Below are 25,931 nucleotides of genomic sequence, written 5' to 3'. Positions count from 1 at the left end.
ATGCTAATATGTTTTTTTGACGTTATAATTACGCTTTATTTTTATTTTTATTCGATCGGTCAATGAGCGAGGTAAACACCATGACAGCCGGTAAAAGTCACGCTTATTTTACTCCAAAAGACTATCTGGAAATAGAGAAAATTAGTCCCATTAAACATGAATATATGCAAGGGCAAATCTTGGCAATGGCCGGGGCCAGTAAAGCCCATGTTATCATCACAGGTAATCTTTCGGCCCAATTAATTAATCATTTACGGGGTAGTGGTTGTCTTGCCTACGCTACCGATATGAAAGTGCGTCTCCCTAGCTTAAATATCTTCTATTATCCCGATTTTGCCATTACTTGTGACCAACGAGATCGAGTTTCCCAGGAAGATTTTATCCTGCATCCGCGAGTGATTATCGAAGTTTTATCCGACTCTACGGCAGCCTTTGATAGAGGCGATAAATTTGCCGATTATCAAACTATCCCCGAATTAGAGGAATATCTATTGATCGAACAAAAACAAGTCCTAATCGAACAATATCAACGTCAATCTAATAACCTCTGGATTCCCCATATTTATCAAGGGGGAGATTTAATCACTATTAACTGTATTAACTTTTCTTGTCCGATAGAAATTCTTTATCAAAACCTAGAAATTCTTAGCTAGAATCTTGACCGTAAAAATAGTCAAATGGGGTCAGGTATTAGGAGAAATTTACCCTATTTCCTAACCCCCCAACAACTTAGATAATTAACCCCTTTGTCGAGTATTGATCACCTCACCGGCTGCATTAACTAACTCTAGCTGTAGCGGCATTTGTCCCATAGCGTGAGTGGAACAACTTAAACAGGGATCATAGCAACGAATACCCGCTTCCACCCGGTTTAACATCGCTTCGGGAATTTCGCCACCATGGATATAATGTTGGGCGATTTGTTTCACCGTTTGATTCATGGCCAAATTATTATTACCCGTGGCAATAATCAAATTCACCGTTTCAATCAAACCATTCTCATCCACTTTATAATCATGGAATAAAGTACCCCGGGGCGCTTCACTAACTCCCACCCCTTGCAGATTATTAATTCCTGCTTCGGCGCGACAGCGTGGAGAAACTATATCGGGATCGTCGATTAAAAGTTCGATACGCTCTAAACAGCCTAAAATCTCCACTAATCGGGCATAATGATAGTAAAAAGAAGAGGTGGCTACACCACCGACCCGATGGCGATATTCCCGTAACTCGATATCCGCCCCCTCCGTGCCAAAATGGGAACAAACATTTAAGCGCGCCAACGGACCAACCCGATAGATACCGTTGGGATAACCGAGGGGTTTATAGTAGGGAAACTTTAAATAAGACCATTTTTCTACTGATTCGCCGATATAATCGCGATAATTGTCTTCGCTGAGGTTATCGGCCACAATATTGCCTTGACTATCGGTAAAACGAATATGACCGCCGTAGTGTTCCCACTCGTCCCGTTTACCGACCAATCCCATAAACAGGGAAGGGAAATTACCAAAAGCGGCGATTTCTGTGGTTAAATTGTCTAGAAGTCCTTTAAACAGGTTTAAGGCCGTGTAAAGAGTCGCTTTAGACTCCGGCAGTCGTTCTTTAATCCATTGTCGCCCTTCTTCGCTCAGGGGAGAACGCACACCTCCCGGGACGGACCAAGCGGGGTGAATTTTTTTTGCTCCCAAAAGTTCAATAACTTTCTGTCCAAATTGACGTAAACGGATGCCCGCTCGCGCTAGGTCAGGATCGGCGGCGATTAAACCGAAAATATTCCGTTTAGCCGGGTCACTTTCCCAACCAAGCAGAAAATCGGGACTGCTAAGATGGAAAAAGCTTAAAGCATGGGATTGGGTTAATTGTCCCAAATTCATCAAGCGCCGCAGTTTTTCACCCGCAGGGGGGATTTGCACCGCTAGAATTTTATCGCCGGTTTTGGCGGCACAAAGCAGGTGACTAACGGGGCAAATGCCGCAAATCCGGGCAGTAATTCCCGCCATCTCCCACATCGGCCGTCCCTCGCAGAATTTCTCAAAACCACGATACTCGACCACATGAAAACGCACGTCATCCACTTCCCCCCCATCGTCAAGGAAAATCGAGATCTTGGCATGGCCTTCGATCCGGGTGACGGGATCGATAACGACGGTTTTAGTCATAGTAAGTCCTCATTGTTCAGGAGTTTCACAGAACGGCATTGTGGAGATTGCGATCGAGCTTGGTTTCAAAGATAATTTATCCCGATCTCCGCCCTGCTGTTTCTATGATAGTTATTACCCTCCTAGCAATCCTAATTTTTTTGACAATTTTTTCCGATTCTCAATCGGAAAAAAATTTAAAATTTTGTAGCAAATACTACAGAAAATAGTTCGGGAATCCGCAATGATTGTGTCTCTCTTTGCTGGTGTTGATCGGTCATTATATATATAGAAGTCGGTTCTCGGCTGTTAGTCTTCCTCTCAAGGCTGAGGGCGAAAGGGTCGGAATTCAGCTAGATTGTTGACGGCTAATCGGGAAAATCACCTTTTTGTTTTGTAATCTTACCTAACAGTATCAGCGGCACTGCCGAGGATTCAGGAAAAAGCGACCCAAAAACAAGCGATTGTAGTTGATAGTCCTACACTATAATACTTTTGTTCTGGATGTTGAGAAAAAAGCATAAACTTAACATCATACCAAAGAATGAATTAACTTTGAACCTTTAGGGGATTGCCCGCGTCTAAAAGCGCAGGATACAATCAAAGAAATTCCGATCAAACTCATACCGACTTCAGATAAGCCAGACTCACCCGCGAGTCGGAATAGTAACAGACTTTTTCTGTGTCAAGGAGTCACCACCAAACCAATGCCCACCGCAAAAACCAACCAAACTCAATCACAGCCCACCCTCAATGCCGATATGGTGCGTACCTATCTGCACGAAATTGGGCGAGTTCCCCTCCTAACTCACGAACAAGAAATTATTTACGGCAAACAAGTCCAACGGATGATGAGCCTGTTAGAAGCGAAAGAAGCACTATCGAAGCAATTAGGACGGGAACCACAGCGCTTGGAGTGGGCGGATTCGGTGAATTTAAGCGAAAATGAACTGGATCGCGCCTTGAAAACCGGCGATCGAGCTAAACGGAAAATGATTGAAGCTAACCTCCGCTTGGTAGTTGCGATCGCCAAAAAATATCAAAAGCGGAACATGGAATTCCTAGATCTAATTCAAGAGGGTAGTCTGGGATTAGAAAGGGGTGTAGAGAAATTTGATCCCACCAAAGGTTATAAATTTTCTACCTATGCCTACTGGTGGATTCGACAAGCGATTACCCGTGCGATCGCTCAACAGGCCCGCACCATTCGTTTACCCATCCATATCACCGAAAAACTGAATAAAATCAAAAGAACCCAGCGCGAACTCGCCCAAAAACTGGGCAGAAGTGCCACTCCCGCCGAGATTGCCCTAGAATTAGAGCTAGAACCCGCTCAAATCCGCGAATATCTCAGTATGGCTCGTCAACCCATCTCCCTTGATGTGCGCGTCGGCGATAACCAAGATACGGAATTGTCGGAACTATTAGAAGATAGCGGAGTTTCTCCCGATACCTTCATCACCCAAGAGTTATTACGGCAAGACTTAGCCAATCTCCTGGCCGAATTAACCCCCCAACAACGGGAAGTGATTACTCTCCGTTTCGGTTTAACCGATGGCAAGGAGTTATCCCTAGCCAAAATCGGTCAGAGAATGAACATCAGTCGGGAACGGGTGCGACAATTAGAACACCAGGCCCTAGCTCATTTACGCCGTCGCCGGGCCAACGTCAAGGAATATATTGTCGCCAGTTAGTAAAATTAGCAAATAACCAAGAAGGAGAGCGCAAGCTCTCTTTTTTTTGGGTTTATTATTGCTAAATTTTTAACCAACCTGAACAAAAAAAGGGTAAATTTTGCCAGTGTACTTAGGGTTGGCTGAAAAAGTTTTTCGTGGGGACAGGGTGTGGGGTGTAGGTTTTTACCGATTTTGAGGGGGTCAATTACCTAATTTTCAGGGAAAAAGTGCCTAAATTTCCCCCCCCCGATCACTCCCAGATCTGGTAATTTTTGATTGACAAAAAGTCTAAAAGTCTTACCCAACAAGGTTTTTAGATTTATTCAGCAAGCCCTAAGTATCTTTTCAGAACTGGGGAGGGAAGAGAAAGGAACCTCCAGAGGCGGCAATCCCTATAAATGGGCGCTCAGAGACTCTTACGCAGTTTAAATTCAGTACAGCTTACCACAACCGACAGCGAGGCGAGTAGCACCGGCGGGTATTTTATCGAATAAAAAAGAGATCTCAGGTTAAAAATTCAATAAAGAGCATAAATAAGCTTATTTATGCTCTTTAATGCCTAATTAGGGCTTGCTGAATAATGGTAAAACCCTTTTAAAATAAGGCTTTTGACCTCTTGTGGTACATCGCTTGGTACAAAAAACAAGGGCAACAAAGCCTGAAACGACCGACTCCTGACGACCGGCTACTGACTCCTACCCCCAGGAAAAACTTTTTCAGCAGACCCTAATTACAGGCTTGTTTAAGTGATGACAAGCTAATTATCCTCTAGTCTTTGTTAAAAATTAATTAATAATTATTCTCAATTATTTGAGGTGATTACTCTAGCTGCGATCCAAGATTCATGCTGAAAAGCCTTGATTTTCAAAGGCTGATCAGGCTAAAAATACTGATGTATTAAAGTATGCCGAGCAACTGTAACAATTCTTAACTTGACTTTATTGAGAATTATTCTAGACTAAGACTTAAAGCTTATTGCATATTATTATCAATAAGCTTGGTTCTATTTTCGTTAAAAGATGCCATGCAGACCTACGATAATCCTCAGATCGAGTACGACTGGTGGGCAGGAAATGCCCGTTTTGCCGATAAATCAGGCTTATTTATCGTTGCCCACGTTGCTCAAGCTGCTTTAATCGCTTTTTGGGCAGGAGCCTTCACCTTATTTGAAATTTCCCAGTATCGCCCCGATATAGCCATGGCAGAACAGGGCTTAATTTTACTGCCGCACCTGGCCACTTTAGGCTTTGGAGTCGGAGAAAAGGGGCAAATCATCGATATCTATCCCTTTTTCGTGATTGGCTCAATTCATCTGATTTCTTCGGCAGTTTTGGGAGCAGGAGCCTTATTTCACCTGTTAAGAGTCCCAGAAACCCTGAAAGATTCCTCCGGTCCGGGGAAAAAATTCCATTTCGATTGGAGTGAACCCCGACAATTAGGAGTTATTCTCGGTCATCACCTGCTCTTTTTAGGTATAGCTGCATTATTATTAGTGGCCAAAGCTATGTACTGGGGGGGATTATACGACGCAACTATCGGCGCTGTCCGAGTCGTTAGTGAACCAACCCTCGATCCTTGGGTTATCTATGGCTATCAAATCCACTTCGCTACTGTGGACAATCTCGAAGATTTAGTCGGTGGTCATATCTACGTCGGTTTAATGTTAATTGGGGGCGGTATCTGGCATATTATCGTTCCCCCGCTCAAATGGGCGAGAAATGTGCTGATTTTCTCCGGAGAAGCCATTTTATCCTATTCTTTGGGCGGAATTGCCCTCGCTGGTTTCGTGGCCGCCTATTTCTGTGGGGTAAATACCCTCGCTTATCCAGTCGAATTTTACGGGCCAATTTTAGAAGTGAAGTTAGGAATTGCTCCCTACTTTGCCGACACGGTGAAATTGCCCTTCGGAGTGCATACGGCGCGTTGTTGGTTAGCTAATGCCCACTTTTTTCTCGCTTTCTTCTTTTTACAAGGTCATCTCTGGCACGCTTTACGCGCGATGGGTTTTGACTTTAAACGAGTAGAAAAAGCCTTAAATGCGATAGAAGCCTAGTTTTTTCAAGGAAGATTAGGATAAATTATCGATTTTCCTAATTTTCCCCGCTGATCAATCTTTCTAACTGTCCCTTATGCCTTACTGTGCCTGTTGTAACACCAAATTGCTGCATCACATTGGACGCTCTCGCTCTTATTGGTACTGTAGTTCTTGCCGGCAGGAAATGCCAGTTTCAGAGGCCGAAAACTGTAATCAGGGGCTTTATTCCCTATCAAGGAGAATTAAGAGTTAAACTCACTTATTTCGCAACAAGGACAAATTTTATGGCAAAAATTGGCTTATTTTTTGGCACGCAAACCGGCAAAACCGAAACGGTAGCGGAAATGATTCAGAAAGAATTTGGAGGTGAGGCAATTGTAGAATTACACGATATCTCCTCCGCTTCTACCGAGGATTTTGCCCCCTACGATGCCCTGATTATCGGTTGTCCCACATGGAATATCGGCGAATTACAAAGCGATTGGGAGGGTTTTTACGATGAATTGGATGACATTGATTTCGTCTCCAAAAAGGTCGCTTATTTCGGGATGGGGGATCAAATCGGTTATGCGGATAACTTTCAAGATGCTCTGGGGATACTGGAAGAAAAAATCGCCTCCCTGGGGGGTAAAACCGTCGGTTACTGGCCGACAGAAGGTTACGATTTTAACGAGTCGAAAGCCCTAAAAAATGGCAAATTTGTCGGTTTAGCCCTCGATGAAGACAACCAATCCGATTTAACTGAACAACGGATCAAAACCTGGGTCGCGGGACTTAAGGGCGAATTTGGCGTTTAGTTAGCTATCAATCAGTTATCAGTTATCAGTTACCAGTGAATAGTATTAAGTGGCTAGTTCGCAGCTTTCTTTTCATCGATTACTGATTACTGTTTACTAATCACTGAAAAATCCCCTATATCCTTGATTATTATGTCTCGATTACCTGATGCAGTTTGGATTAATGTTAACCCCAGTTTTCGCCGTTTTGATCGCCCAGTGTTGGATTTTTTAGCCAGGGAAATTGCGATCGCTGATTGGCAATACTGTCAATCTCTTGATGAGCCAGCTTCTCTTGATATTGCCTTGGTATTAATACAAGATTACCTGAAACAATGCGATCGACCGCTGCATTTAGTCGGCCACGGCACGGGGGGATTAGTAGGATTACTGTATGCGCGTCGTTATCCGGAAAGGGTAAAATCCTTAACTTTGCTCTCTGTGGGAGTCTATCCGGCGATCGATTGGCAAGCTCATTATTATGTGCTATCAAAATTACTGCCTTGTTCTCGTCAAACTCTGCTCAATCAATCGGTTCACAATCTTTTTGGTCATCAATCCTGCGCTTTAACCCAAGAATATCGCTATCTCTTGGAAGAGGATTTATTATTGTCCCTTTCTCCCCATAATCTCTATCAGAATGCCCATTTCCCCCCGGGGACAGTTCCCGTACCCCTGTTAGTCTGTGGGGGAGATATCGATACGATTATCGATCAGCATTTATTGCAGGGATGGCAACCCTGGTTAAAGTCAGGCGATCGCATTTGGAGTTGTCACAAAGGGCGTTATTTTTTCCACTATTCCCACCCCTACAGCGTCAGTCAAGAGATTTTTAGTTTCTGGCGATCTCTAGTTCCACAGGAATTTCTTTCTGAGCAAACTGTAATTATTCCTTAATTGACAAAAATCGAGATTTATGTTAAGGCTAATACCGCTCTTTTGTCCGATCGCGATCTGGATAACGCTGCTGTTCTTTTTTACTGCTCTTTTTCTTGCTGTTGCCCAAGGGCGCCGGCAGTTGCAAAAGCTGCATCGAATTCCCTGTAGTCGCTGTGTTTTTTGTACTGGAGATTATCGCTTGAAATGTGCGGTGCATCCAATGCGCGCTTTTTCGGAAGAGGCGATCGATTGTCGGGATTTTGAGCGAGAAATTCAGGAAAATCAGAAAATGGGTTTCTTGAAGAAACCTGTTTTCTCAGTTTCTTTTCTCGTCATCATAACCTGGATTCTGGCTGTTAAGTTGAGAATATCGTCGATAATACCTGCTTTTTAAAGTAGGGAGACTTCCAGTTTGAGCGGTAAGCTAAGTAGTCATGCAAAATTAATTACCTGCCCGATCGAGCTAAAACCCTTACGGGGCAATGATCGTCATGTGTAAATAATTTTGCCTAGGTACTTATCAGCGTTGAGCTTGCCGCTAGAGGATTTGAGCGCATTTTTCTCTCAGACATCAGCCCTGCTCTGCTAAGATGATAATGATTATCGTTTTAACTGGCAATGGTCAATCAAATTAGGTATCCTCTAACAGAAAGCCCCGTTATCGAGGAAGATTCGCAAAAAATCGTAAAAATACGTCATACTTGCGCCCATGTCTTAGCAATGGCCGTACAAACTCTCTTTCCTGAAACCAAAGTTGCTATTGGTCCTTGGACAGAAACGGGATTTTACTACGATTTCGATCGCCAAACACCCTTTACCCCCGAAGATTTGGAGAAAATAGCGGCAGAAATGGGGCGAATTATCGGGAAAAACCTGCCAATTATCCGAGAAGTGCTGGAAAGAAGCGAAATTACCGCAGAAATCGAGCGCCTTAATCAACCCTACAAAAAGTTAATTTTAGAGAGAATTCCCCCAGATGAAACCATTACCCGTTATTTTATCGGTAGTCCGGACGCAGGACGGAGCGATCGAGAACCCTCGTTAATTGATGGCGCTGTTTCTCCCCCAGAAGAATTTTGGTGGGATCTGTGTGCGGGACCCCATCTCAACTCGACGGGGGAAATTAACCCAGATGCTTTCGTCTTGGAGAGTGTAGCGGGTGCTTATTGGCAAGGAGATGAAAAACAGCCGCAATTACAGCGAATTTACGGCACAGCTTGGCAAACCCCCGCAGAATTACAAAATTATCTCCAACAAAAAGAAGAAGCGCAGCGACGAGATCATCGCAAATTGGGACAACAATTAAAATTATTTAGCATCCAAGAAGATGCCGGTGGCGGCTTAGTTTTTTGGCATCCCCGGGGTGCAACAATGCGTTATTTAATCGAAGATTATTGGCGCCAAGCTCATTTAGAAGCGGGTTATCAATTTCTTTATACTCCCCATCTAGCTAATTTAGATCTGTGGAAAACTTCTGGACATTGGGACTTTTATCGCGACAATATGTTTGAGGCGATCGAGTTAGAACAGCAAAGCTATCAAATTAAGCCGATGAATTGTCCTTTTCATGTTTTAACCTATCAAAATGACCTGCATTCCTATCGAGAATTTCCCCTCAGATGGGCAGAATTAGGCACAGTTTATCGTTACGAGCGATCGGGGGTTTTACACGGATTAATGCGGGTAAGAGGTTTTACTCAAGATGATGCTCATATTTTCTGTTTACCAGAACAAATTGCCGCAGAGATTCTAGGAGTTTTAAATTTAACCGAGAAAATTCTTTCCGATTTTGGCTTTACTAATTATCAGGTAAATTTATCGACTCGCCCCAGTAAATCCGTGGGTAGCGATAGTGTTTGGGAATTGGCAACCGCGGCTCTAATTGAGGCCTTAAATGCTAAAAAGTGGGATTATATTGAGGATCAGGGAGGTGGGGCTTTTTATGGTCCGAAAATTGATATAAAAATTCAAGATGCGATCGGTAGAATGTGGCAATGTTCAACGATTCAGGTCGATTTTAACTTGCCAGAACGCTTTGATATGCAATATGTCGCTAGGGATGGTAGTCGCGAAAGACCGATTATGATTCATCGAGCTATTTTTGGCTCTTTGGAAAGATTTTTTGGTATTTTAATCGAGAATTATGCGGGAGATTTTCCTCTCTGGTTAGCACCTATTCAAGTCCGTTTATTACCCGTTAGTGATGAACAGCATCATTATGCTTTAGAGGTAGCAATGCAGTTAAAACAAGCTGGTTATCGAGTGGAAATCGATAAAAGTGGTGAGCGTTTAGGTAAACAAATTCGTACAGGAGAACTAGAAAAAATCCCTGTCTTAGCTGTGATTGGAAAACGAGAAGTTAGCAGTAAAACTCTAAGTGTTCGCACTCGACAAGGGGGTGATCTAGGTTCGATGACGCTGGCAGATTTATTAGAAAAAATGCAAACAGCGATCCTATCTAAAACTAATCTCTGAAACTTTTGTATAAACCAGCAATTAGTGGATATCGATCCCCTCCAAGCGAATTTAACAGGGTTGAGAAAAGCCTATTTTCTGCCAATTAATTAACTTACAAGTGGGTTAGCTGCCATGAGTTCTTTGATAATTCCTCTCTCCGATTCCCTCCCTTGCTTACCAAAATCGGGAATGCCTGTCACGATTATTACTGGTTTTTTAGGGAGTGGAAAAACCACCTTACTAAATCATATTCTTGACAATAAAGAAGGGTTAAAAGTTGCCGTATTAGTCAATGAGTTTGGAGATATTAATATTGATTCTCAATTGCTTGTTTCCATCGATGAAGATATGGTAGAATTGAGTAATGGCTGTATTTGTTGTACGATTAATGATAGTTTAATTGAGACAGTCTATCAGGTCTTAGAAAAGGAAATTCCCGTGGACTATCTAATCATTGAAACCACAGGATTAGCCGATCCTTTGCCAATTATTCTGACCTTCTTGGCCACAGAATTAAAATATCTGACTCGCTTAGATTCTATTATTACCCTCGTGGATTCTGAAACCTTTACTGCCGATCATTTTGATAGTAATATTGCCCTTAGTCAAATTCGTTATGGTGACGTGGTAATTCTCAATAAAATAGATCGAGTCAGTTCCAAGAAATTAGATGATTTAGAAAAGTTTATTCGTCGAGAAAAAGAGGGTATAAGACTCCTAAAAAGTAGTTATGGTCAGGTTCCTTTGGGTTTATTGTTAGATCTAGGTTTAACTAAAGAAGAATTGTATAAAAACCAGTTGAGAGACTTTCAAAAAAATCGCCCAATCTCCAGTGATAATCAATCTCCTGAAGACTTTAATTTTGTCTCCTTTGTTAGCGATAAACCATTTAATCTAGATAAATTTGAGCCTTTTCTCACGGAAAAAATGCCGATCAATGTTTTTCGAGCTAAAGGTATTCTCTGGTTTCAACAAAGCGATTTAAAACATATTTTTCAATTGAGCGGTCTTCGTTACGATCTGCAAGCAGTAGAATGGGACACTGTACCCAACAATCAATTAGTTTTTATCGGCAGAAATTTGAATAAAGAGGAAATGGTAGCACAACTAAACGAATGCTTGGCTAGTTCGCAAAAAATTAAAAAGGACAAACTATGAATAGATCTCTTGCAGAAATCAAAAATCGTTTTTAGGGTTAGGAGTCAGTAGCCAGTAGTCAGGAGAATTAAGAATGAATAATAATCAATTAAATGGTCTATTTACAGATTTTATGCCATTTAACCCTTATTTTTGCGGCGATCAATTCAGCGAGAAAACGATCTCTTCAAGAAACCCGTTTTCTCGCTGAAAAAACTATCCCGAAAGCGATCGATTAAGGGAACAATTAAAAACGAAGGGAATTATCTTAGTTGATTTACCCGATGGACAAAGCCAATGGTATCCTAGAGAAAAGAGCCATAACCATGATTAATATCTCAAGAGACCGCCAATTTTTCCCCAAATAACCTTACTAAGTCGAGAGGATTGGTTAAGGAAGATTACTTGCCCCAATCTAACTTATGCTAGAATGATTATCATTACCACAGTAGAGAAGGAGCAGAATGATTATCGTGGTGACGGGGGGTATAGCTGCGGGAAAAACCCATTGGATTCGCGAACAAATCGCTCAGAGCAAGCAGCCAAGTCTATATTTTAGTCCCCAGACGGAAACTTTTCCCATTGATCATCTCACTTTACAGAGTGACTTTCCCCAGTTGTCCTCTATTTCTAGGGAAGAAGAAGACCTTTTGAGCAGTTTATCGATGGAAAACACGATCTATATGGAAGTACCATGGCATTTAGACACCCAATCCCTCGAAAGCTTTCTAAAACCCCTCAATTGTCATCGGGTAGCGATTACGTCTCCAGACGAAGAAATCCCCGAAGGACAAGTTCCCGTCGATGAAATTGTCATCAGTCCCGTCAAAACGACAATAAAAGGTGATCAATGGTTAAAAAAACGAGAAATACAGATTTATAGAGCCGTTTTAACGGGAGAAATCCTCGATTTTTCCAGTTTAACTACCTTTTGGACAGAATTAACCCAAGGGGCCTATGGGGAAGTGCTGCGGGTTAAAAGTATCTTCGATATCATCGATGGTCAGTGTATTTATGGGGAATTTATGGATGAATGGCCAGAAAAAGACTTTCAAAGCTTAAATTTCCCCTTAAATCTCGATGGGAGACCGAATCGCTTCAGTGGGATTGAAATCGTCGGTCGCAATCTCGATAAACCGATAATTGCCGATACCCTGAGTGATTGTTGTCTGTCCGATGAGGCACTTTTCTATTATCAACAACAATTTCAAGAATCTTTAGAGCCAGAAATGGAGTTAATCTGATGAAAATAGCCGTTTTATCCTGTATTCATGGCAATATGCCCGCTTTAAATGCTGTTTTGCAAGATTTAGACCAACAGGGTTGTCAAGAAATCTACTGTTTAGGGGATTTAGTCGGGTATGGACCCCATCCTAACCAAGTGGTGGAAAAAATCCGTCAACTGGGGATTACTACAGTACAAGGGTGTTGGGATGAGGATATCGTTGAGGGATTAAATGCCTGTGAATGCAGTTATCCGTCGCTTTTAGCAGAAAAACGCGGTAGATTAGCTCATGAGTGGACAAACCAAATGATCACCCCAGAAAACCGTAATTATTTGTCAAAACTGCCCGAAATTTTTAAGCTAGATCACCTCTGTTTTGTTCATGGTAGTCCCCAAAGTAACCATGAGTACCTTTTAGCCGAAATGGACGCTTTTACAGCTTTAGAACGGGTTTTATCGGTAGATACAGAGGTTTTATTCTGTGGACATACCCACATCCCCTACATTCGCACTCTCGACGAGGGAAGCTTGCAAATAAAAGTGTATCAACCCGATGGGGAACAGTCGCGGCAATTTACCACACCGGTTAAACGTATCATCAACGTGGGATCGGTGGGAGAACCGCGTCACGGTCGTCCAAATGCCACCTATGTGATTTACGATCGAGAAACGGCAGCGGTACAACTGCGAGAAGTGGCCTATAACTATCAAGAAACCTGTCAGGCTATTTTAGCATCGGGTTTACCTCCTATTTTCGCTTGGCGATTGGCTAAGGGTCTAGAATATGCGGAAAAAGCCGATGATCCGACTCATGTTTGCGAACGTTAATTTGTGATAAATCAAGAAATTATGTGGGCGATTTTAAGCGGTATTCAAGGTAATTTACCAGCCTATCAAGCGGTCTTGGAAGATCTTCAGCAACGGTCAGTTACTGTAGAAAATTTATATATTTTAGGAGATTTTATCGGTGTTAATCCCGATAGTGAAATGCTGGTGGAACAAATACGTTATCCCACTAAAAATAACTTATATCCGCAGGTTTGTCGGGGATGGTGGGAAGAACAATGTTTAATTTTACACAGTTTGGGAGCAACAGGAGAACCGACAGAATTAATCGCTAAATATGGAATTGATAGCACTAAACAACTCTGGGACGCAGTTTCTTTAGAAACGGTGCAATGGTTACGAAATCTCGATTTTGGTTTTGTCGAGTTGGATTGTTTATTAATTCATGGCAGCACTGTCAGTGTTAGTGAAGAATTAACCCCCGATACTCCCCCATGGCAAATTTTAGATCGACTGCAACGGATGGGAGTTAATAATCTATTTTGTGGTCGCGCAGGAAAAGTTTTTGATTATTCTTTACAGTCCGCTAATTTAACTAGCACTGTTACTACTTTAGATAAACGGCAAACAAGGGAAACTTTGACGATTCAAGATAAGCGTTTAATTGGGGTTGGTAGCGTTGGTAAAGAATTAAATAAAGCAGTTTACACTCTCTATAATCCCAGTAATAATTGCGTGGAGTTTAGAACCGTATCTTATTAATCTTTCAGAGATTAATTAAATATTAAAGATTAATTTGGTTGCTCTTGATTATGATATAATGCCGAGTAAAAGCAATTATTCTTAGTTAGATTAAAGATAGAATCAATCTAGTTAACTATGAGGTAATAGTTATGGTGGTCACTTCAGACGCAGCTAATCTCCAGAAATTTTCTTGGCAGTGGCAAAATCAAACTTTTGAGATTGTTTACGATATTCAAGGACAAGGTACACCCGTTTTATTATTACCTGCTTTTAGTACCGTTTCCAGTCGCAGAGAAATGGCAGGGATAGGGAAAATATTAGCGACAAAGTTTCAAATATATAGCTTGGATTGGTTGGGTTTTGGTGATTCTGAACGACCAATTCTCAACTACGAACCCGCTATTTTTAAACAATTATTAATTGATTTTGTTCAGTCCACTTTTAAGCAATCAGTCACCATTATTGCGGCAGGTCACGCGGCGGGATATGCCCTCAATTTAGCCAAAAATTACCCCAATTTACTAGATAAATTAGTCTTAGTTGCTCCCACTTGGTTGGGTCCATTGTGTGCCATGGGATTGTCCCCAGAAATGCGTAATTTCTTGCGGGAAATGGTGCGTTTTCCTTTGTTAGGAGAAGGGTTATATTTTCTCAACACCACTCCTGCTTTCCTGCGTTTTATGTCTAGTCGTCATGTTTATGTAGATGGGGAAAAATTAACACCCGAATTAATTGCCCAGAAACATAAAATTACTCAACATCCTCACGCTAGATTTGCCCCAGCTGCGTTTGTGACGGGTAAACTGGATCCAGTGACTAATCGTCAGCAATTTATCGATTATTTTGCTGATTTAAAGCTGCCAGTGTTAGTAATTATCGCCGAAAATGCACCCCCAAAATCGAAAGCAGAAATGGAAGCTTTAGGGACTTTACCCCAAGTACAAACGCTAAAACTACGAGGAACTCTAGGAATTCATGAAGAATATCCCATCCCTGTAAGTGAGGCAATATTGCCTTTTTTAGGCTAAGTTCGGGATTAGAGGAGATTTTCTACCCAAACCGAATTTAACTCCTAGTTTTCATTGACCGACGAAAGCAGTAGTTAAACTATCATGAGTCAAAAAATGGGTCAAAAACACCGACACTTTGATTAGCAATAAAAAGTCAAACAATAGCAATTATAATTAGGGTTTGCTGAAAAAGTTTGTTGGTGGAGGCAGGGTGTGGGGTGTAGGGTTTTACTGATTTTGAGGACGTTCGGCGAGCTCAGTCGAGCCGGGGTCAATTACCTAATTTTCAGGGAAAAAGTCCAGGGATTTTCCCCCCAATCACTCCCATATTTGGTACTTTTTGATTGACAAAAAGTCTAAAAGTCTTACCCAACAAGGTTTTTAGATTTATTCAGCAAACCCTAATTAATGATCGACACCGCTAACTTCTAAGCGCCAGCAATCTTTCAATAATTGAATTAATTCCCCTCTAGAGCAATGGAGAGAACGCAACACACCCAAAAGCTGAACTAAATCGTAGGGTGACTCGATCTGCACCGTCAGGGGGGAGTACATTGGACATTGACAGCAAATACCAAGGGAAAGAAGACGATAATAGACTTCCCGTCTTTCCCCAGAGGAGAGAGGTGGGGAGTAAAGGAGTTTTTCGGGGGGACTATTCATGGTTGCGGGGGAAATCTCATAACTTCATTATCACACAGTTGCAAATAATTATCAATTGGTTGAAAGCTAATCGCGATCATTCTCAGTCTCGATCGAGGGGATATTTCGAGGTGAAATCTTGGTCTTTGGCTGTTGACAGCTTTGAATGAGGGGTATAAGGAAGCTCATCTTTGGTAAGTCCCATCAGTTGGAGGAAATTTTTCTGGAAGATCCCTGTTGATTTTATTGAGAAAATTATGCAATAATTAGAGGAGAAGGTAATTCTACTAGCGGTGGTACTTATGCGGGAACCTCTCGTCACTCGTCTATTTCAACCCCGTGACCCCCTACCCTCGCGTCTGGATGCTCTTTGGTTAATCAATCGCGGTGTGGTTAAGGTGATGACGTGGGATGAGGAAGGAGAAATCGTCATCCTCGGCTATTGGGGAGAAAATGATGTGGTCGGCCGTCCCCTATCGCAGATTCAACCCTACGAGATGCAGTGCTGCACTAGCGTTGAAGCTACTTGTCTTCCTCTTGAACGGGGTAGCAGTCTTTCCTCGGCTCTCTGTCGTCACGTTCAACAAACTGAGCATTGGCTCTGTTCCCTGCGTCGCGATCGGCCTAGGCTGCGTTTTCTGAAAACTCTAATTCAATTATCGCAAAAGTTCGGTCGTCCCGCAGAAACGGGCCAGCGTATCGATATCCGTTTCACTCATCGGGAATTAGCCGAAATGGTCGGGATGACCAGAGTGAGCATTACCCGACTCATCAATGAATTCGAGCAACAAGGTCTGATTTCTCGTGCGGGAGGACATATTATTGTTTTACCTTCTGCTGACACCCAATTTCATCCTTATTAGGAGATAAACCTATGGCGATTATTCACTGGGATAAATCGATTCTGACTTTTCATCTCAAAGAAATTATCGAAGATCACGAATCAGGAGATCGAACGGCTCTCTTTGGTTTGGGAACAATTGTTATCGGTGCGGTTGTGCTGCCAGCTGCGGTCAAATTAGGCCGACCAATTCTCAAACAAATTATCAAAAGTGGCCTATCTCTCCAAGCTCGATCGTCACTGATCAAAACTCCTACTATTCCCCACAACCCGATCAATAATTAATTGGATTGCCTCTAGTTAGGGTTTGTGGCAAAAAGTTTTTCCTGTGGGGTGTGGGGTTTTATCGATTTTGAGAGGGTCAATTACCTAATTTTCAGGGAAAAAGTCCAGGAATTTTCCCCCCGATCACTCCAATGGTTGGGACTTTTTGAGGAAAAAAAAGTCCAAAAGTCTTACCCAACAAGATTTTTAGATTTATTCAGCAAACCCTACATAACTGAGGTAAGAGACTCTTGCTGACTTGCTTGCAGATGGGATTGAGCGCGAACAGCGCGGAACATCCCAAAACGACATAAACCCGTGCCAAAGGCCAAACGCATCAGCAGAATTGTCGGCACTTCTCGGACGGATTTAAGCAACCCAGTTAGACCAAATTGCCACCAGCCTTGGGGACGAATCACCCCCTGCCAAATGGTATCAATCCAAGAGGGTAGAGTGGCTGTTGTCCAGTCAGCAGTCACCACTTCCCCATCTACCAATCCCGTGGCCGCCAACTGTTCGGCAAAACCTTCGATACTGGCAAAAGCGGGGTGAGACCACTGATCCAAAAGTTGGCGCATGACGGGACGTTCCCAGAAATTAAGCGGTTTTTGACGGTCATCTCGCTGATTCCAGTCCGCTACCACCAGGACTCCCCCTGGTTTGAGAACTCGCAGTAATTCCCCAGCAAAAACGGCTTTGTCCGGCATATGGGGACCGGCTTCGATTGACCAGACCACATCAAAACTCTCGTCGGGAAAAGAAAGGGCCATGGCATCATCGACCAAAAAGCGAGCATTTAAATCTGGGGGTGTTAGTTCTTTGGCCCGTGCCACTTGTTTGGGACTAATGGTGACACCAGTAACGGCAAATCCGTAGTCCCGGGCCAGAATGCGACTGCTGCCACCAATACCACAACCGACATCAAGGAGAGTTGCACCGGCGGGTAATTTGTCCAAACCTCCCCAAGAGACCATTTCCGCCACAAAGTCGGCTTTTGCCGCTAGAAAGTCTTTTTTTTCTGGTGGGGAACCGTAGTGACCTAAATGGATGTGTTCCCCCCAATAATATTCTAAAATCCCGTCCTCGGTCCATTGGTCGTAGGAATTGGCCACCGAGTCCGACGATTGGTACTTGCGAGAGGAAACAAAATAGACGACGATAGCGATCGCTAGGAGTAACCCTAAAGATGATGTCACCAAAAGTATATTCATTCAATCCTACTGGGCAAACTGACACAAAGCTTAATATCTCTTAAAGATTATATAACTTTGAGGTTCTGCCGGCTGAGGGCTAACAGGGTTGAGTGACTTTGGTTACTCACCAGAAATTAACTATCGCGTAATGAGGGTTCCGAATTAACCCCACTGGGTAGAACCACTTGATGATCGCGTTCGGCTATGACTTCTGCTTTGGCCTCGGCGACGATATCCCCCAGCACTTCTGCTGTTTCGGCCAAGGAACTCTTAGTTTTTTCGTAGAGAACAACGCCAGTTTTAATCGTTGCTTTGGCGACCGGTTTCAGTAAAGAAATCACGGTGGGGGCCAACAGCAGCGCACCGATTCCGAAAACGATCGCTTTCCCTGGAGTAATTTGTGCTAGTTTTCTCGTTTGTTCTAACATCTGTGTTTTTTCCATGAGCTTTAAACCATTGATTTTGTTGCCTTCAGTCTGTAGATAGCAAAAGTTTTTAACTTAGAAGCATTATCTACCTACGAGTACCATTATAGAATAGTTTTTGAGGGAATATTATTAAGTTTTTTTTCAAGAGAATATAGCCTAGATATTCACCTATCAGTTATTAGTGGATGGGTCAAGACTTCCCCAGATACCGACTCTTAAACCATCATAACAATCTTTGATTTTTATGATGGTTTAATGTCTATTATCACCTCGCTCGAATTCTTCTAATGGAAAAGAACGGGAGGAGAGAATATTTTCTAAATCCAGTCGGTTATAGATGGCTTTAATTAACTTTTTGCTCAATTTTTTAGTAACTTTTTTGGCAATTTTATTAGCTAATTTATCATATTTACTCATGGAGTCTCCCTTTGACCTTGTAGTTGATGAAAAACCAGAGGACGCAAACTATTTAAACCGGCAATAATTGCTGTCCCGTTATGAATTGCGGTGGCTAAAAGTGGATTAAGACCGATGCTAGTGGCCAAAACGAGGGCGACTAAATTCGGGGCGACCACTAGAAAAATATTTTGTTCAATTAAAGCTTTAGTTTCTTGGGCAATAGCGATCGCCTCTAGTAAACTGCTCAGATCATTATTCATCAGTACCACGTCGGCGGTTTCTCTTGCCACTTCCGAACCCTTCTCGAAAGAAATCGACACATCTGCATAGGCCAAAGCCACGGAATCATTGAGACCATCGCCAACAAAAGCGACTGTATGGCCAGAGCGATGCAATTCTCGAACTATTTTAGCCTTTTGTTCGGGAAAAGCCTCAGCATGAACCTGGCCAAAGGGAATATTTAACGCTTGCGCCACTTCTTTCGCCCTTTGTTGATTATCCCCCGTCAACAGATGCACAGTCATGCCATAATCTTGCTGTAGGCGATCGATTAACCAACGACTATCGGCACGCAAAGGGTCAGTATAGTGGATTACCCCCTGAAATTGCCCATTACAGGCCAGATAATTGCGAGACACCCAAGCACTGGCGGGGTTGGCTAAATCACCGCCAAATTCGTCTAAATTGACCCCTTGCTGGCGTAAAAACTTGTCACTGCCCACCAATACCTGATTACCATCAATTTCTGCCCGCATTCCTAGTCCTAACTGGTAATCCCAATCTCCCCTCGGTAAGATTTCCACACCCTGGCGCTGGGCATAGTCAGCGATCGCCATAGCGACGGGATGGGTGATCCTTTGTTCGGCCGAGGCCGCTAATTGGAGAATTCGTTCTGGGGATAAGCGGCCAGGGATAGTTTCCACTCCCACCACCATCACTTCCCCCGTGGTCAAAGTTCCCGTCTTATCAAAAACAATCGTATCGATATCTGCCAATAACTCCAAAGTTCTGCCACTGCGTACCAAAACCCCGTGACGGGTGGTATGATTCAACGCACCTAAAAAAGCTGTAGGTAAAGATACCCGAATCCCCGTGACAAAATCGAGGGTGAGAATAGCGGCGGCCCGGGCAGCATCTCGGGTGGTGAGAAAAATTAGTGATGCTAACCCTAAAGAAGGCAAAATCAGGCGATCAGCCAGATTAGCGGCATAATTGGCCATGCGGGTATCATGGACAGGAGCTTTTTGCAGAAGTTCGATACTGGCAGCGGCGCGAGTTTGTTGACCGACTCGTTCACAGGTGAGGCGGATCTGACCGGAACGAACTAAGGTGGAGGCATAAACGAGAGTTCCTTTTCGGGCGACAATAGGCAAGGATTCCCCGGTTAGTTGCTGTTGGTCGATTACCGCTTCCCCTTGCCAGACTGTGCCATCAACGGGGATGCTTTCCCCGGGATAAACCACCACTGTCTCGCCAATTTGGACAGCATCACTGGTAATTTGCTTGATTTCGCCGTCTTTTTCCACCCAAGCGTAATGACCGATTGTATCTAATAAATTAGCCGTTCGTTTTTCCGTTGCCCTAGCGGTACGATCGCGAATAATGTCCCCCAATTCATGGAGGGTGATAATCAGGGAAGGTGTCAATAATTTCCCTTGAAAACCGCTAAAAATCAGGGCTAAGAGGTCTAAACAATCGATATTTAGTTTACGCTCTCCGAAGATACTTTTCAGCGCCCGGGCTGCCACGGGAAAAGCTGCGGCTAAAAGGACGCTTCTGGCCAAGATGCTCAAACCGGGTTGGGGAAAACGTTGACAGGCGATCGCAAGGAGGGTGGCGGCGGTAGGAAGGGCAAGGTTAGACCATTCTTCTTTACCTAGTTTTTGGGGCTTGTCTGGCTCGATCGAAGACTCGTTGGGCTGATTGAGCATTTTTTGCCAAAGCGAGCCAAAATCCCTGTTTATTTCAGGGGTGAGGGCGGGAGCATACTCGATCACCAGAGAGGCGGCGGCGGCGTTGATGCGGAAATGGGTAATGGCGGGATGGGAAGTTAATTTTTGTTCTAAGGTCTTGACAAAATGCCTATCAGATGCTAGGCGGGAAATTCGCAAGCGCAGCCGACCAGGGAGAGAGTGAACAACGCTTACGGAATTGAGGGAAAGTTTGCTTAAGTTCATCGGAGTAAAATCTAGCTAGTTTCAAGATTACTGTCAGAATTGGCTAAATTAAGTAGATTGATCAGACGAAAGCCTAAATCTAACTCGGAGAGGCCGGCTGCTTCGTAGGTAATTGCCAGAGAGGCAGCGGTAGGATTAAGGCGATGACTAAGAACAATTGTCTCAGCTGCGAGGAGGTGGTTTAATCTTTTAGCAAAGGCAGCATCTTGACTTAAACGGTCGATACGAAGGCGAATTCGTCCCGGTACCGAGTGAACAATGCGACAACCCGGTATTATTTCCTGATTGCTATAATCTGGGCTTTTTTCGGCAGTTTTTGGGTCACTGGTGAAGGGAGATTTTAACTGTTGGAAAATTTGTCGCGAGATACTGGCTACGGCTAAATTAACTAATAGTGCATTGGCCCCTCGCAGTTGAAAACGACTGGTAATAAATAATCCCATTAAAACTGGAATAATCATCTCCACTTCATTATGTTCTCGCAGAAATTCGGCCAATTGTATTTGCGGATCCTCGCTGGTGGCCGATTGTGTCGAGACAATTTCTGTGTTAGTGATCATAATTTTATCTCCTACAAAAAGATAGTAAGTAGTCGTGCAAAATAAATTTCCTAGTGAAGATGGGCAAAAGGCAAAAGCTTTATCGAAATGTGTAATTAATTTTGCCTAGGTACTTATTCAACTCTTAGTTGTTTGTCCCTGTGGAATTGCCCTCAATCCATTCGTAAAAAGCCATAGATTCCGGGGAACAACGGCTGCATCCTCCGCATTTTTCTAGGGAAATCAGGCGAATTCGCCCTTTTTTCAGCAAGCGATCGAGCATGGGACTTAAGGCATCCGCTGACATCCGAAAGTGTGTAGATAAGTCAGACAGAGATGCTTTCTGATTTTTGGCAAGATAAGCCTGTATATCGGTTAAAATCATGGTTTATAAGCGAAAAAAATCGAGAAAAGTTACTTGATTGCGGTGGGTTACGGCGAATCTAAATAATTTGTTAGTTGCCTAGCTTTTTGTCGCCTAACCCACCCTACTTTTAAATTGCGGGACGGTTGATTTTTCGGGGACGGAGATTTTTTAAGGTGAATAAAACCCCGACTACGGTTAAACCCATCAAGACTATCCAAAAGAGAGAAAATCCCGGATGTCGAGAAAAAGTGGCGATTTGATAGAAGGAAGTGGCAACAATATAGGCCATTCCTGTGGTCCAGAGGGCAATAAAAACAGTCCAACCGGCATTAGTTTCGCGATATACGGCCGATGTGGCCGAAACACAGGGAAAATAGAGCAGAACAAACAAAAGATAGGCAAAAGCACCCGCTTGACCATCAAATCTTTTCGCCATCGCCCCAAAGATTCCTAAATCTACCTCTTGCTCTTCGGCAGCCGTTTTTTGATCTTGCAGATTACCAATATTCAAACCCAAGGGATCAAGTAATTGATTGGGTAATTGCGCTAAATTGGCGGGAATAGTGGCGATAGCTGTCTGAATTTGCCCCCAAAAGTCGAATTTTTCGGCTGCTACCCCCTGATTAGGGTTATCTTCCCCCGCTAGTTGGCTGTAAATTGAGTTTAATGTGCCTACCATCGCTTCTTTGGCAAAAACTCCCGTAAAAATGCCCACCGTTGCCGGCCAATTTTGCTGCTCTAGTCCCATGGGTGAGAAAATAGGAGTTACAGCTTTACTGGTGGCACTTAAAACCGATCGCTCGCTGTCTTGATTACCAAAAGAACCATCAAAACTGACGGAGTTGAGTAGTCCCAAAATCATCACCATTAAAACGATAACTCGTCCAGCTTTCCATAAAAACGCTTGCAGACGTTCCCAAGTGCGAATTAAAACCCCTTTCAGACGCGGTAGATGATAGGGAGGCAATTCCATAATAAAGTGACTGATTTCTCCCTTGAGTAGGGTTTTTTTCATCACCAATCCCGTCAAAATAGCGGCGAGAATTCCTAAGATATAAAGACCAAAAACGATGTTTTGACCACCTATGGGGAAAAAAGCCGCCGCAAATAGGGCATAAACAGGTAATCTGGCCCCACAGGACATAAAAGGGTTCATCATAATCGTCATTAAACGATCGCGAGAATTTTCTAGGGTTCTGGTGGCCATAATTGCCGGCACATTGCAACCAAATCCCACTAGCATGGGGACAAAGGATTTACCCGGCAATCCCACCAAACGCATCAATCGGTCCATGACGAAGGCTGCCCGGGCCATATAGCCAGAATCCTCTAAAATTGACAAAAAGAGGAACATAAAGCCAATTACGGGGATAAAAGTGGCGACGGTTTGCACACCTCCCCCCGCTCCGTCAGCGAGCAGAGCAATTAGCCAACCGGGGGTATGGATTGTTTGTAAAACTTGGGCAAAACCATCGACAAAGATAGTCTGGGCAGTTAAATCGAAGAAATCGATAAAGGCAGCACTAACATTGATGGTAAACAAGAACATTAGGTACATTACGCCCAAAAATATCGGAATTCCCCACCAGCGATCAAGAACAATCCGATCGAGGCGATCGGACATGGTATCATTTATCTGTCCAGTCCGTTGAGTGGCTCCCTGGGTAACTTGTTGAATAAAGCCATAACGAGTATCAGCAATTAAAATATCGAGGTCTTCCCCTAAAACTTGGTGTATTTGTCGTCTATGCTTGACGATAATGCTTAATAGTTCCTGTGAACGCAATTCTGGGGCGATGCGATCCTCGTATTGCAGTAGATTTAAAGCAGTCCATCTTGGCTCAACGATCCTTTTACTGCTATGGTCGTTAATGTAGGCAATAATCTCGTTAAGAGCTTCCTCAATTACCGCAGGATAAGCCACATAAGCGGCAGTATGGCTAATATTACCAACTAATTCCCCAATTTTTTGCTTTAATTCTCCGATTCCTTCCCCTTTAACCGCACTAATCGCCACGACAATTGCATCCATGCGATCGCTTAAGAGTTGCGGATTAACCACAATACCCCTAGTTTTGGCCACATCCATCATATTCAGGGCAATCAACATCGGTAAACGCATCTCCATGATTTGGGTAGTAAGGTAGAGATTGCGCTCTAAATTGGCAGCATCGACGATATTAATCACTAAATCCGCTTCTCCTGACAGCAGATAGTCCCTAGCGACTAATTCATCCATTCCTGTCTCCCCTTCTTCCACATCGAGGGAATAGACTCCGGGTAAATCCACAAGGGTGATATCTTCCCCGTTAACTTGAAATTGTCCCTCTTTGCGATCGACTGTTACTCCCGGCCAGTTGCCGGTGCGTTGATTGGCCCCCGTGAGAGCATTAAAAAGGGTAGTTTTGCCACAGTTAGGATTGCCAATTAAGGCGATAATCGGTTTGACCATAATTTAGGATATTTAGTCACGAATAGGCTTAGATAATTAAATTTAGCTTTTTGGGTCTATTTGTTCGACGATTAAAGTGTCTGCCTCCTGTTTACGCAGACTGAGATTAAATCCCCGCACTCGAATCTCGACGGGATCCCCCAAAGGTGCCACACGAATGACGGTAAACTCTGTCCCCGGAGTTAATCCCATTGATAACAATTTTCCTTTGTATCCTCGTAATGCTCGGTCATAACCGACGACTTTACCCGCTTTTCCTATGGGTATCTCCCGCAGAAATGTTCTTACTTCAGGTAGGTCTTTTTGGGGTTCCAGTTTTTGCGGTTGACTGTCACTAACGAGGATTTTTTCGGCCATTTCTGCCCCGATACCAATACGATTGTCTTGAATGGCAATTAAAACTGACCCCCTCGGTTGGGAACTAATTACCTGTAATTGAATGCCGGGGTTTAATCCCATACCTAGGAGTCGATTAATCCCTCCCGTCCCCTGAAATCCCGCTAACCAGACGGTTTTTCCCATTTCCACTTGTGCTAAAGGATAAGTGGCAGCCAAGTCATTACCCCTGGGAGTGACATTATCTAATTCTGCCTCTGTACCGCCCCAATAGGAGAATTGGTCGTCTTTTTGCCAGTTTTCTGGTTTTTCTGGTTCATTAGCTCTAATTTTATCGTCCATGCTTTTCCTATCTCCAAAGGTAATGAAGGTCTTTCATTCAAGAGTGACAATAATTTCTTGATAGCTCATCGAGTTTACTGAAGTAGCTAAAGGGTGAGAACTCCCCTAATGTCAGCCTCAGTCAACGGTTTTTGAACTGTCTCAGAATTGCGATCGCTTAAATAAATGCTAATTATTCTCAATTACCAGTCTAATCCAAAAGGGGAGACAGAAAAGAAAAATATTTATTTAGGGTTTGCTGAATAATGGTAAAACCCTTTGAAAATAAGGCTTTTGACCTGTTAAAATCCGATGTTAGTGCTGCGAAAATCGGATTGGGACCCCCAAAAACCTGGCATTATCCTCCTTTCAGTACATAAATTAGTACAAAAAGAGAGGGCAACAAAGCCTGAAACGACCGGCTACTGACGACCGACTCCTAACCCCACCAACAAACTTTTTGCCGCAAACCCTACCTAGTGGTCTGCGGCAAAAAGTAGGGGCGAAGCATTCGGGCAATAACCTATCGGTGAAACCGTAGATTTTCTATCCGAATGCTTCGCCCCTACAGGACTACATTTCACATTTATTCAGCCAGCCCTAAGTAAATCGAATCTGTCTTTCTGTTTGTGTTCTTTATGCCTTTGTGTTTATCCTTAACTCTTATGGGATAACCGGACAGAAAAAAGTTTAGTTTTAAATATTGGCGATACTTTCAACACTTTAGCCCCCCTATTCTCTGGGTCTTCTTGTAGCTTAAAAAAGGGTGCATCTCACATTTGCAGAAATATCGACAATCAGCAATTATCAGTGACTCTTAAATTATTACAAATATATCAACAACTGCCTGTAATACCATTTTTCTTTATTCGTTTCCCTCACCCCCTTCCCTGTCCCAGAGCGTTAGAGGGGAGGGGGTGAGGGCAATTAACCATCTCTGCCATTACTTTTGAAAAATGGGATAATTCGTTGTCAGTATCTCCAAACATTGACATCCTCGCCGCCCTAAAAGTGCGGCGATTCCTAAACCTCACGATTTAAGTTTCTGCTTCCACCACCGTCGCATACCACAGTTAAAAAACCATGTACTGTCTTACACAGAGTCC

Annotated in this window: 26 protein-coding genes; 16 read left to right on the top strand and 10 right to left on the bottom strand. The window is 43.2% G+C overall.

Translation table 11 applies throughout. From position 1 onward, the window contains the following. Window positions 1-80 precede the first annotated feature (80 nt). Window positions 81-653 carry a Uma2 family endonuclease gene (locus EWV66_RS10585; RefSeq protein WP_287107574.1) on the top strand — a complete coding sequence of 191 codons (573 nt, stop codon included), beginning with the start codon at window positions 81-83 and terminating at the stop codon, window positions 651-653. 84 nt (window positions 654-737) lie between these two features. On the opposite strand, the gene EWV66_RS10580 is transcribed toward EWV66_RS10585, so the two are convergent. Then, complete coding sequence (locus EWV66_RS10580) at window positions 738-2,162, bottom strand: Ni/Fe hydrogenase subunit alpha (protein WP_002760226.1); 1,425 nt, start codon at window positions 2,160-2,162, stop codon at window positions 738-740. A gap of 686 nt (window positions 2,163-2,848) precedes the next feature. On the opposite strand from EWV66_RS10580, the gene EWV66_RS10575 reads away from it, so the two are divergent. From EWV66_RS10575 to EWV66_RS10520, 12 genes are all read left to right on the top strand, one after another. Continuing rightward, window positions 2,849-3,835: an RNA polymerase sigma factor, RpoD/SigA family gene (locus EWV66_RS10575; RefSeq protein ID WP_002760224.1), complete on the top strand. Its 987-nt coding sequence runs from the start codon at window positions 2,849-2,851 to the stop codon at window positions 3,833-3,835. A 1,006-nt stretch (window positions 3,836-4,841) separates the two neighbouring features. Continuing rightward, entirely contained in the window at window positions 4,842-5,870 is a 1,029-nt protein-coding gene (locus EWV66_RS10570; protein ID WP_287107573.1) for a chlorophyll a/b binding light-harvesting protein, read from the top strand. Between the two features lie 266 nt (window positions 5,871-6,136). Then, window positions 6,137-6,649: a flavodoxin FldA gene (fldA, locus tag EWV66_RS10565; RefSeq protein WP_002760221.1), complete on the top strand. Its 513-nt coding sequence runs from the start codon at window positions 6,137-6,139 to the stop codon at window positions 6,647-6,649. 132 nt (window positions 6,650-6,781) lie between these two features. Beyond that, window positions 6,782-7,525 (top strand): alpha/beta hydrolase, encoded by a 744-nt coding sequence (locus EWV66_RS10560; RefSeq protein WP_072924114.1) that lies wholly within the window; start codon window positions 6,782-6,784, stop codon window positions 7,523-7,525. Window positions 7,526-7,544: 19 nt separating this feature from the next. Continuing rightward, window positions 7,545-7,901 carry a hypothetical protein gene (locus tag EWV66_RS10555; RefSeq protein ID WP_002736022.1) on the top strand — a complete coding sequence of 119 codons (357 nt, stop codon included), beginning with the start codon at window positions 7,545-7,547 and terminating at the stop codon, window positions 7,899-7,901. Window positions 7,902-8,125: 224 nt separating this feature from the next. Further along, window positions 8,126-9,982, top strand: coding sequence for a threonine--tRNA ligase (thrS, locus tag EWV66_RS10550; protein ID WP_185237958.1), 1,857 nt, complete (start codon window positions 8,126-8,128; stop codon window positions 9,980-9,982). 114 nt (window positions 9,983-10,096) lie between these two features. Next, a complete protein-coding gene (locus EWV66_RS10545) occupies window positions 10,097-11,122 on the top strand; it encodes a CobW family GTP-binding protein (protein WP_287107566.1) in 1,026 nt (341 codons plus the stop codon). 92 nt (window positions 11,123-11,214) lie between these two features. Continuing rightward, on the top strand, window positions 11,215-11,340 hold the full coding sequence (locus EWV66_RS10540) for a hypothetical protein (RefSeq protein WP_260441968.1): 126 nt from the start codon (window positions 11,215-11,217) through the stop codon (window positions 11,338-11,340). A 225-nt stretch (window positions 11,341-11,565) separates the two neighbouring features. After that, complete coding sequence (locus tag EWV66_RS10535; protein WP_052276088.1) at window positions 11,566-12,345, top strand: hypothetical protein; 780 nt, start codon at window positions 11,566-11,568, stop codon at window positions 12,343-12,345. Beyond that, window positions 12,345-13,154 (top strand): metallophosphoesterase family protein, encoded by an 810-nt coding sequence (locus tag EWV66_RS10530; RefSeq protein ID WP_052276087.1) that lies wholly within the window; start codon window positions 12,345-12,347, stop codon window positions 13,152-13,154. Before EWV66_RS10535 ends, EWV66_RS10530 begins: the two co-directional genes overlap by 1 nt. Window positions 13,155-13,175: 21 nt before the next feature. Then, window positions 13,176-13,874 (top strand): metallophosphoesterase family protein, encoded by a 699-nt coding sequence (locus EWV66_RS10525; protein WP_052276086.1) that lies wholly within the window; start codon window positions 13,176-13,178, stop codon window positions 13,872-13,874. 131 nt (window positions 13,875-14,005) lie between these two features. Next, window positions 14,006-14,884: an alpha/beta fold hydrolase gene (locus EWV66_RS10520; RefSeq protein WP_072924103.1), complete on the top strand. Its 879-nt coding sequence runs from the start codon at window positions 14,006-14,008 to the stop codon at window positions 14,882-14,884. A gap of 387 nt (window positions 14,885-15,271) precedes the next feature. Here EWV66_RS10520 and EWV66_RS10515 read toward each other — a convergent pair whose 3' ends face one another. Then, window positions 15,272-15,529 carry an Asr1405/Asl0597 family protein gene (locus EWV66_RS10515; RefSeq protein WP_002742227.1) on the bottom strand — a complete coding sequence of 86 codons (258 nt, stop codon included), beginning with the start codon at window positions 15,527-15,529 and terminating at the stop codon, window positions 15,272-15,274. Between the two features lie 281 nt (window positions 15,530-15,810). Here EWV66_RS10515 and EWV66_RS10510 point away from each other — a divergent pair, with 281 nt between their 5' ends. The 3 genes from EWV66_RS10510 to EWV66_RS10500 are packed head-to-tail and all read left to right on the top strand — an operon-like array spanning window position 15,811 to window position 16,871. Continuing rightward, on the top strand, window positions 15,811-16,371 hold the full coding sequence (locus tag EWV66_RS10510) for a Crp/Fnr family transcriptional regulator (protein WP_002742223.1): 561 nt from the start codon (window positions 15,811-15,813) through the stop codon (window positions 16,369-16,371). An 11-nt stretch (window positions 16,372-16,382) separates the two neighbouring features. Continuing rightward, window positions 16,383-16,634 (top strand): hypothetical protein, encoded by a 252-nt coding sequence (locus tag EWV66_RS10505; RefSeq protein ID WP_002742221.1) that lies wholly within the window; start codon window positions 16,383-16,385, stop codon window positions 16,632-16,634. Between the two features lie 48 nt (window positions 16,635-16,682). Next, window positions 16,683-16,871 (top strand): hypothetical protein, encoded by a 189-nt coding sequence (locus EWV66_RS10500; RefSeq protein WP_249264813.1) that lies wholly within the window; start codon window positions 16,683-16,685, stop codon window positions 16,869-16,871. Here the strand turns inward: EWV66_RS10500 and EWV66_RS10495 are convergent. The 8 genes from EWV66_RS10495 to EWV66_RS10460 form a co-directional block, all read right to left on the bottom strand. After that, window positions 16,841-17,824: a methyltransferase domain-containing protein gene (locus EWV66_RS10495; RefSeq protein WP_052276083.1), complete on the bottom strand. Its 984-nt coding sequence runs from the start codon at window positions 17,822-17,824 to the stop codon at window positions 16,841-16,843. The genes EWV66_RS10500 and EWV66_RS10495 overlap by 31 nt on opposite strands. Before the next feature lie 116 nt (window positions 17,825-17,940). After that, window positions 17,941-18,249: a DUF5132 domain-containing protein gene (locus tag EWV66_RS10490; RefSeq protein WP_002742215.1), complete on the bottom strand. Its 309-nt coding sequence runs from the start codon at window positions 18,247-18,249 to the stop codon at window positions 17,941-17,943. 237 nt (window positions 18,250-18,486) lie between these two features. Then, the gene (locus tag EWV66_RS10485) at window positions 18,487-18,651 is read right to left on the bottom strand and encodes a hypothetical protein (RefSeq protein WP_002742213.1); all 165 of its coding nucleotides are present in this window, start codon (window positions 18,649-18,651) and stop codon (window positions 18,487-18,489) included. Then, window positions 18,648-20,810, bottom strand: coding sequence for a heavy metal translocating P-type ATPase (locus EWV66_RS10480; RefSeq protein ID WP_002742211.1), 2,163 nt, complete (start codon window positions 20,808-20,810; stop codon window positions 18,648-18,650). Before EWV66_RS10480 ends, EWV66_RS10485 begins: the two co-directional genes overlap by 4 nt. An 11-nt stretch (window positions 20,811-20,821) precedes the next feature. Beyond that, on the bottom strand, window positions 20,822-21,370 hold the full coding sequence (locus EWV66_RS10475; RefSeq protein ID WP_002742210.1) for an HMA2 domain-containing protein: 549 nt from the start codon (window positions 21,368-21,370) through the stop codon (window positions 20,822-20,824). Between the two features lie 124 nt (window positions 21,371-21,494). Further along, the gene (locus EWV66_RS10470; protein WP_002742208.1) at window positions 21,495-21,734 is read right to left on the bottom strand and encodes a FeoC-like transcriptional regulator; all 240 of its coding nucleotides are present in this window, start codon (window positions 21,732-21,734) and stop codon (window positions 21,495-21,497) included. A gap of 109 nt (window positions 21,735-21,843) precedes the next feature. Continuing rightward, window positions 21,844-24,168 carry a Fe(2+) transporter permease subunit FeoB gene (gene feoB, locus EWV66_RS10465; protein ID WP_287107562.1) on the bottom strand — a complete coding sequence of 775 codons (2,325 nt, stop codon included), beginning with the start codon at window positions 24,166-24,168 and terminating at the stop codon, window positions 21,844-21,846. 42 nt (window positions 24,169-24,210) lie between these two features. Further along, complete coding sequence (locus EWV66_RS10460) at window positions 24,211-24,846, bottom strand: FeoA family protein (protein WP_287107561.1); 636 nt, start codon at window positions 24,844-24,846, stop codon at window positions 24,211-24,213. Between the last annotated feature and the right edge of the window lie 1,085 nt (window positions 24,847-25,931).

The sequence above is a fragment of the Microcystis sp. M_OC_Ca_00000000_C217Col genome (assembly GCF_007095585.1).
GTDB lineage: Bacteria > Cyanobacteriota > Cyanobacteriia > Cyanobacteriales > Microcystaceae > Microcystis > Microcystis panniformis.
This window is presented reverse-complemented; position numbering and strand designations above follow the sequence as displayed.

Coding starts and splice junctions, on each gene's coding strand:
- EWV66_RS10505 (WP_002742221.1), top strand. CDS start 16,383: ATGGCGATTATTCACTGGGATAAATCGATTCTGACTTTTCATCTCAAA.
- EWV66_RS10525 (WP_052276086.1), top strand. CDS start 13,176: ATGTGGGCGATTTTAAGCGGTATTCAAGGTAATTTACCAGCCTATCAA.
- EWV66_RS10460 (WP_287107561.1), bottom strand. CDS start 24,846: ATGGACGATAAAATTAGAGCTAATGAACCAGAAAAACCAGAAAACTGG.
- EWV66_RS10485 (WP_002742213.1), bottom strand. CDS start 18,651: ATGAGTAAATATGATAAATTAGCTAATAAAATTGCCAAAAAAGTTACT.
- fldA (WP_002760221.1), top strand. CDS start 6,137: ATGGCAAAAATTGGCTTATTTTTTGGCACGCAAACCGGCAAAACCGAA.
- EWV66_RS10495 (WP_052276083.1), bottom strand. CDS start 17,824: ATGAATATACTTTTGGTGACATCATCTTTAGGGTTACTCCTAGCGATC.
- EWV66_RS10510 (WP_002742223.1), top strand. CDS start 15,811: ATGCGGGAACCTCTCGTCACTCGTCTATTTCAACCCCGTGACCCCCTA.
- EWV66_RS10555 (WP_002736022.1), top strand. CDS start 7,545: ATGTTAAGGCTAATACCGCTCTTTTGTCCGATCGCGATCTGGATAACG.
- EWV66_RS10470 (WP_002742208.1), bottom strand. CDS start 21,734: ATGATTTTAACCGATATACAGGCTTATCTTGCCAAAAATCAGAAAGCA.
- EWV66_RS10490 (WP_002742215.1), bottom strand. CDS start 18,249: ATGGAAAAAACACAGATGTTAGAACAAACGAGAAAACTAGCACAAATT.
- EWV66_RS10530 (WP_052276087.1), top strand. CDS start 12,345: ATGAAAATAGCCGTTTTATCCTGTATTCATGGCAATATGCCCGCTTTA.
- EWV66_RS10535 (WP_052276088.1), top strand. CDS start 11,566: ATGATTATCGTGGTGACGGGGGGTATAGCTGCGGGAAAAACCCATTGG.
- EWV66_RS10475 (WP_002742210.1), bottom strand. CDS start 21,370: ATGATCACTAACACAGAAATTGTCTCGACACAATCGGCCACCAGCGAG.
- EWV66_RS10540 (WP_260441968.1), top strand. CDS start 11,215: ATGGTCTATTTACAGATTTTATGCCATTTAACCCTTATTTTTGCGGCG.
- EWV66_RS10585 (WP_287107574.1), top strand. CDS start 81: ATGACAGCCGGTAAAAGTCACGCTTATTTTACTCCAAAAGACTATCTG.
- feoB (WP_287107562.1), bottom strand. CDS start 24,168: ATGGTCAAACCGATTATCGCCTTAATTGGCAATCCTAACTGTGGCAAA.
- EWV66_RS10580 (WP_002760226.1), bottom strand. CDS start 2,162: ATGACTAAAACCGTCGTTATCGATCCCGTCACCCGGATCGAAGGCCAT.
- EWV66_RS10560 (WP_072924114.1), top strand. CDS start 6,782: ATGTCTCGATTACCTGATGCAGTTTGGATTAATGTTAACCCCAGTTTT.
- EWV66_RS10480 (WP_002742211.1), bottom strand. CDS start 20,810: ATGAACTTAAGCAAACTTTCCCTCAATTCCGTAAGCGTTGTTCACTCT.
- EWV66_RS10520 (WP_072924103.1), top strand. CDS start 14,006: ATGGTGGTCACTTCAGACGCAGCTAATCTCCAGAAATTTTCTTGGCAG.
- thrS (WP_185237958.1), top strand. CDS start 8,126: ATGGTCAATCAAATTAGGTATCCTCTAACAGAAAGCCCCGTTATCGAG.
- EWV66_RS10575 (WP_002760224.1), top strand. CDS start 2,849: ATGCCCACCGCAAAAACCAACCAAACTCAATCACAGCCCACCCTCAAT.
- EWV66_RS10570 (WP_287107573.1), top strand. CDS start 4,842: ATGCAGACCTACGATAATCCTCAGATCGAGTACGACTGGTGGGCAGGA.
- EWV66_RS10515 (WP_002742227.1), bottom strand. CDS start 15,529: ATGAATAGTCCCCCCGAAAAACTCCTTTACTCCCCACCTCTCTCCTCT.
- EWV66_RS10545 (WP_287107566.1), top strand. CDS start 10,097: ATGAGTTCTTTGATAATTCCTCTCTCCGATTCCCTCCCTTGCTTACCA.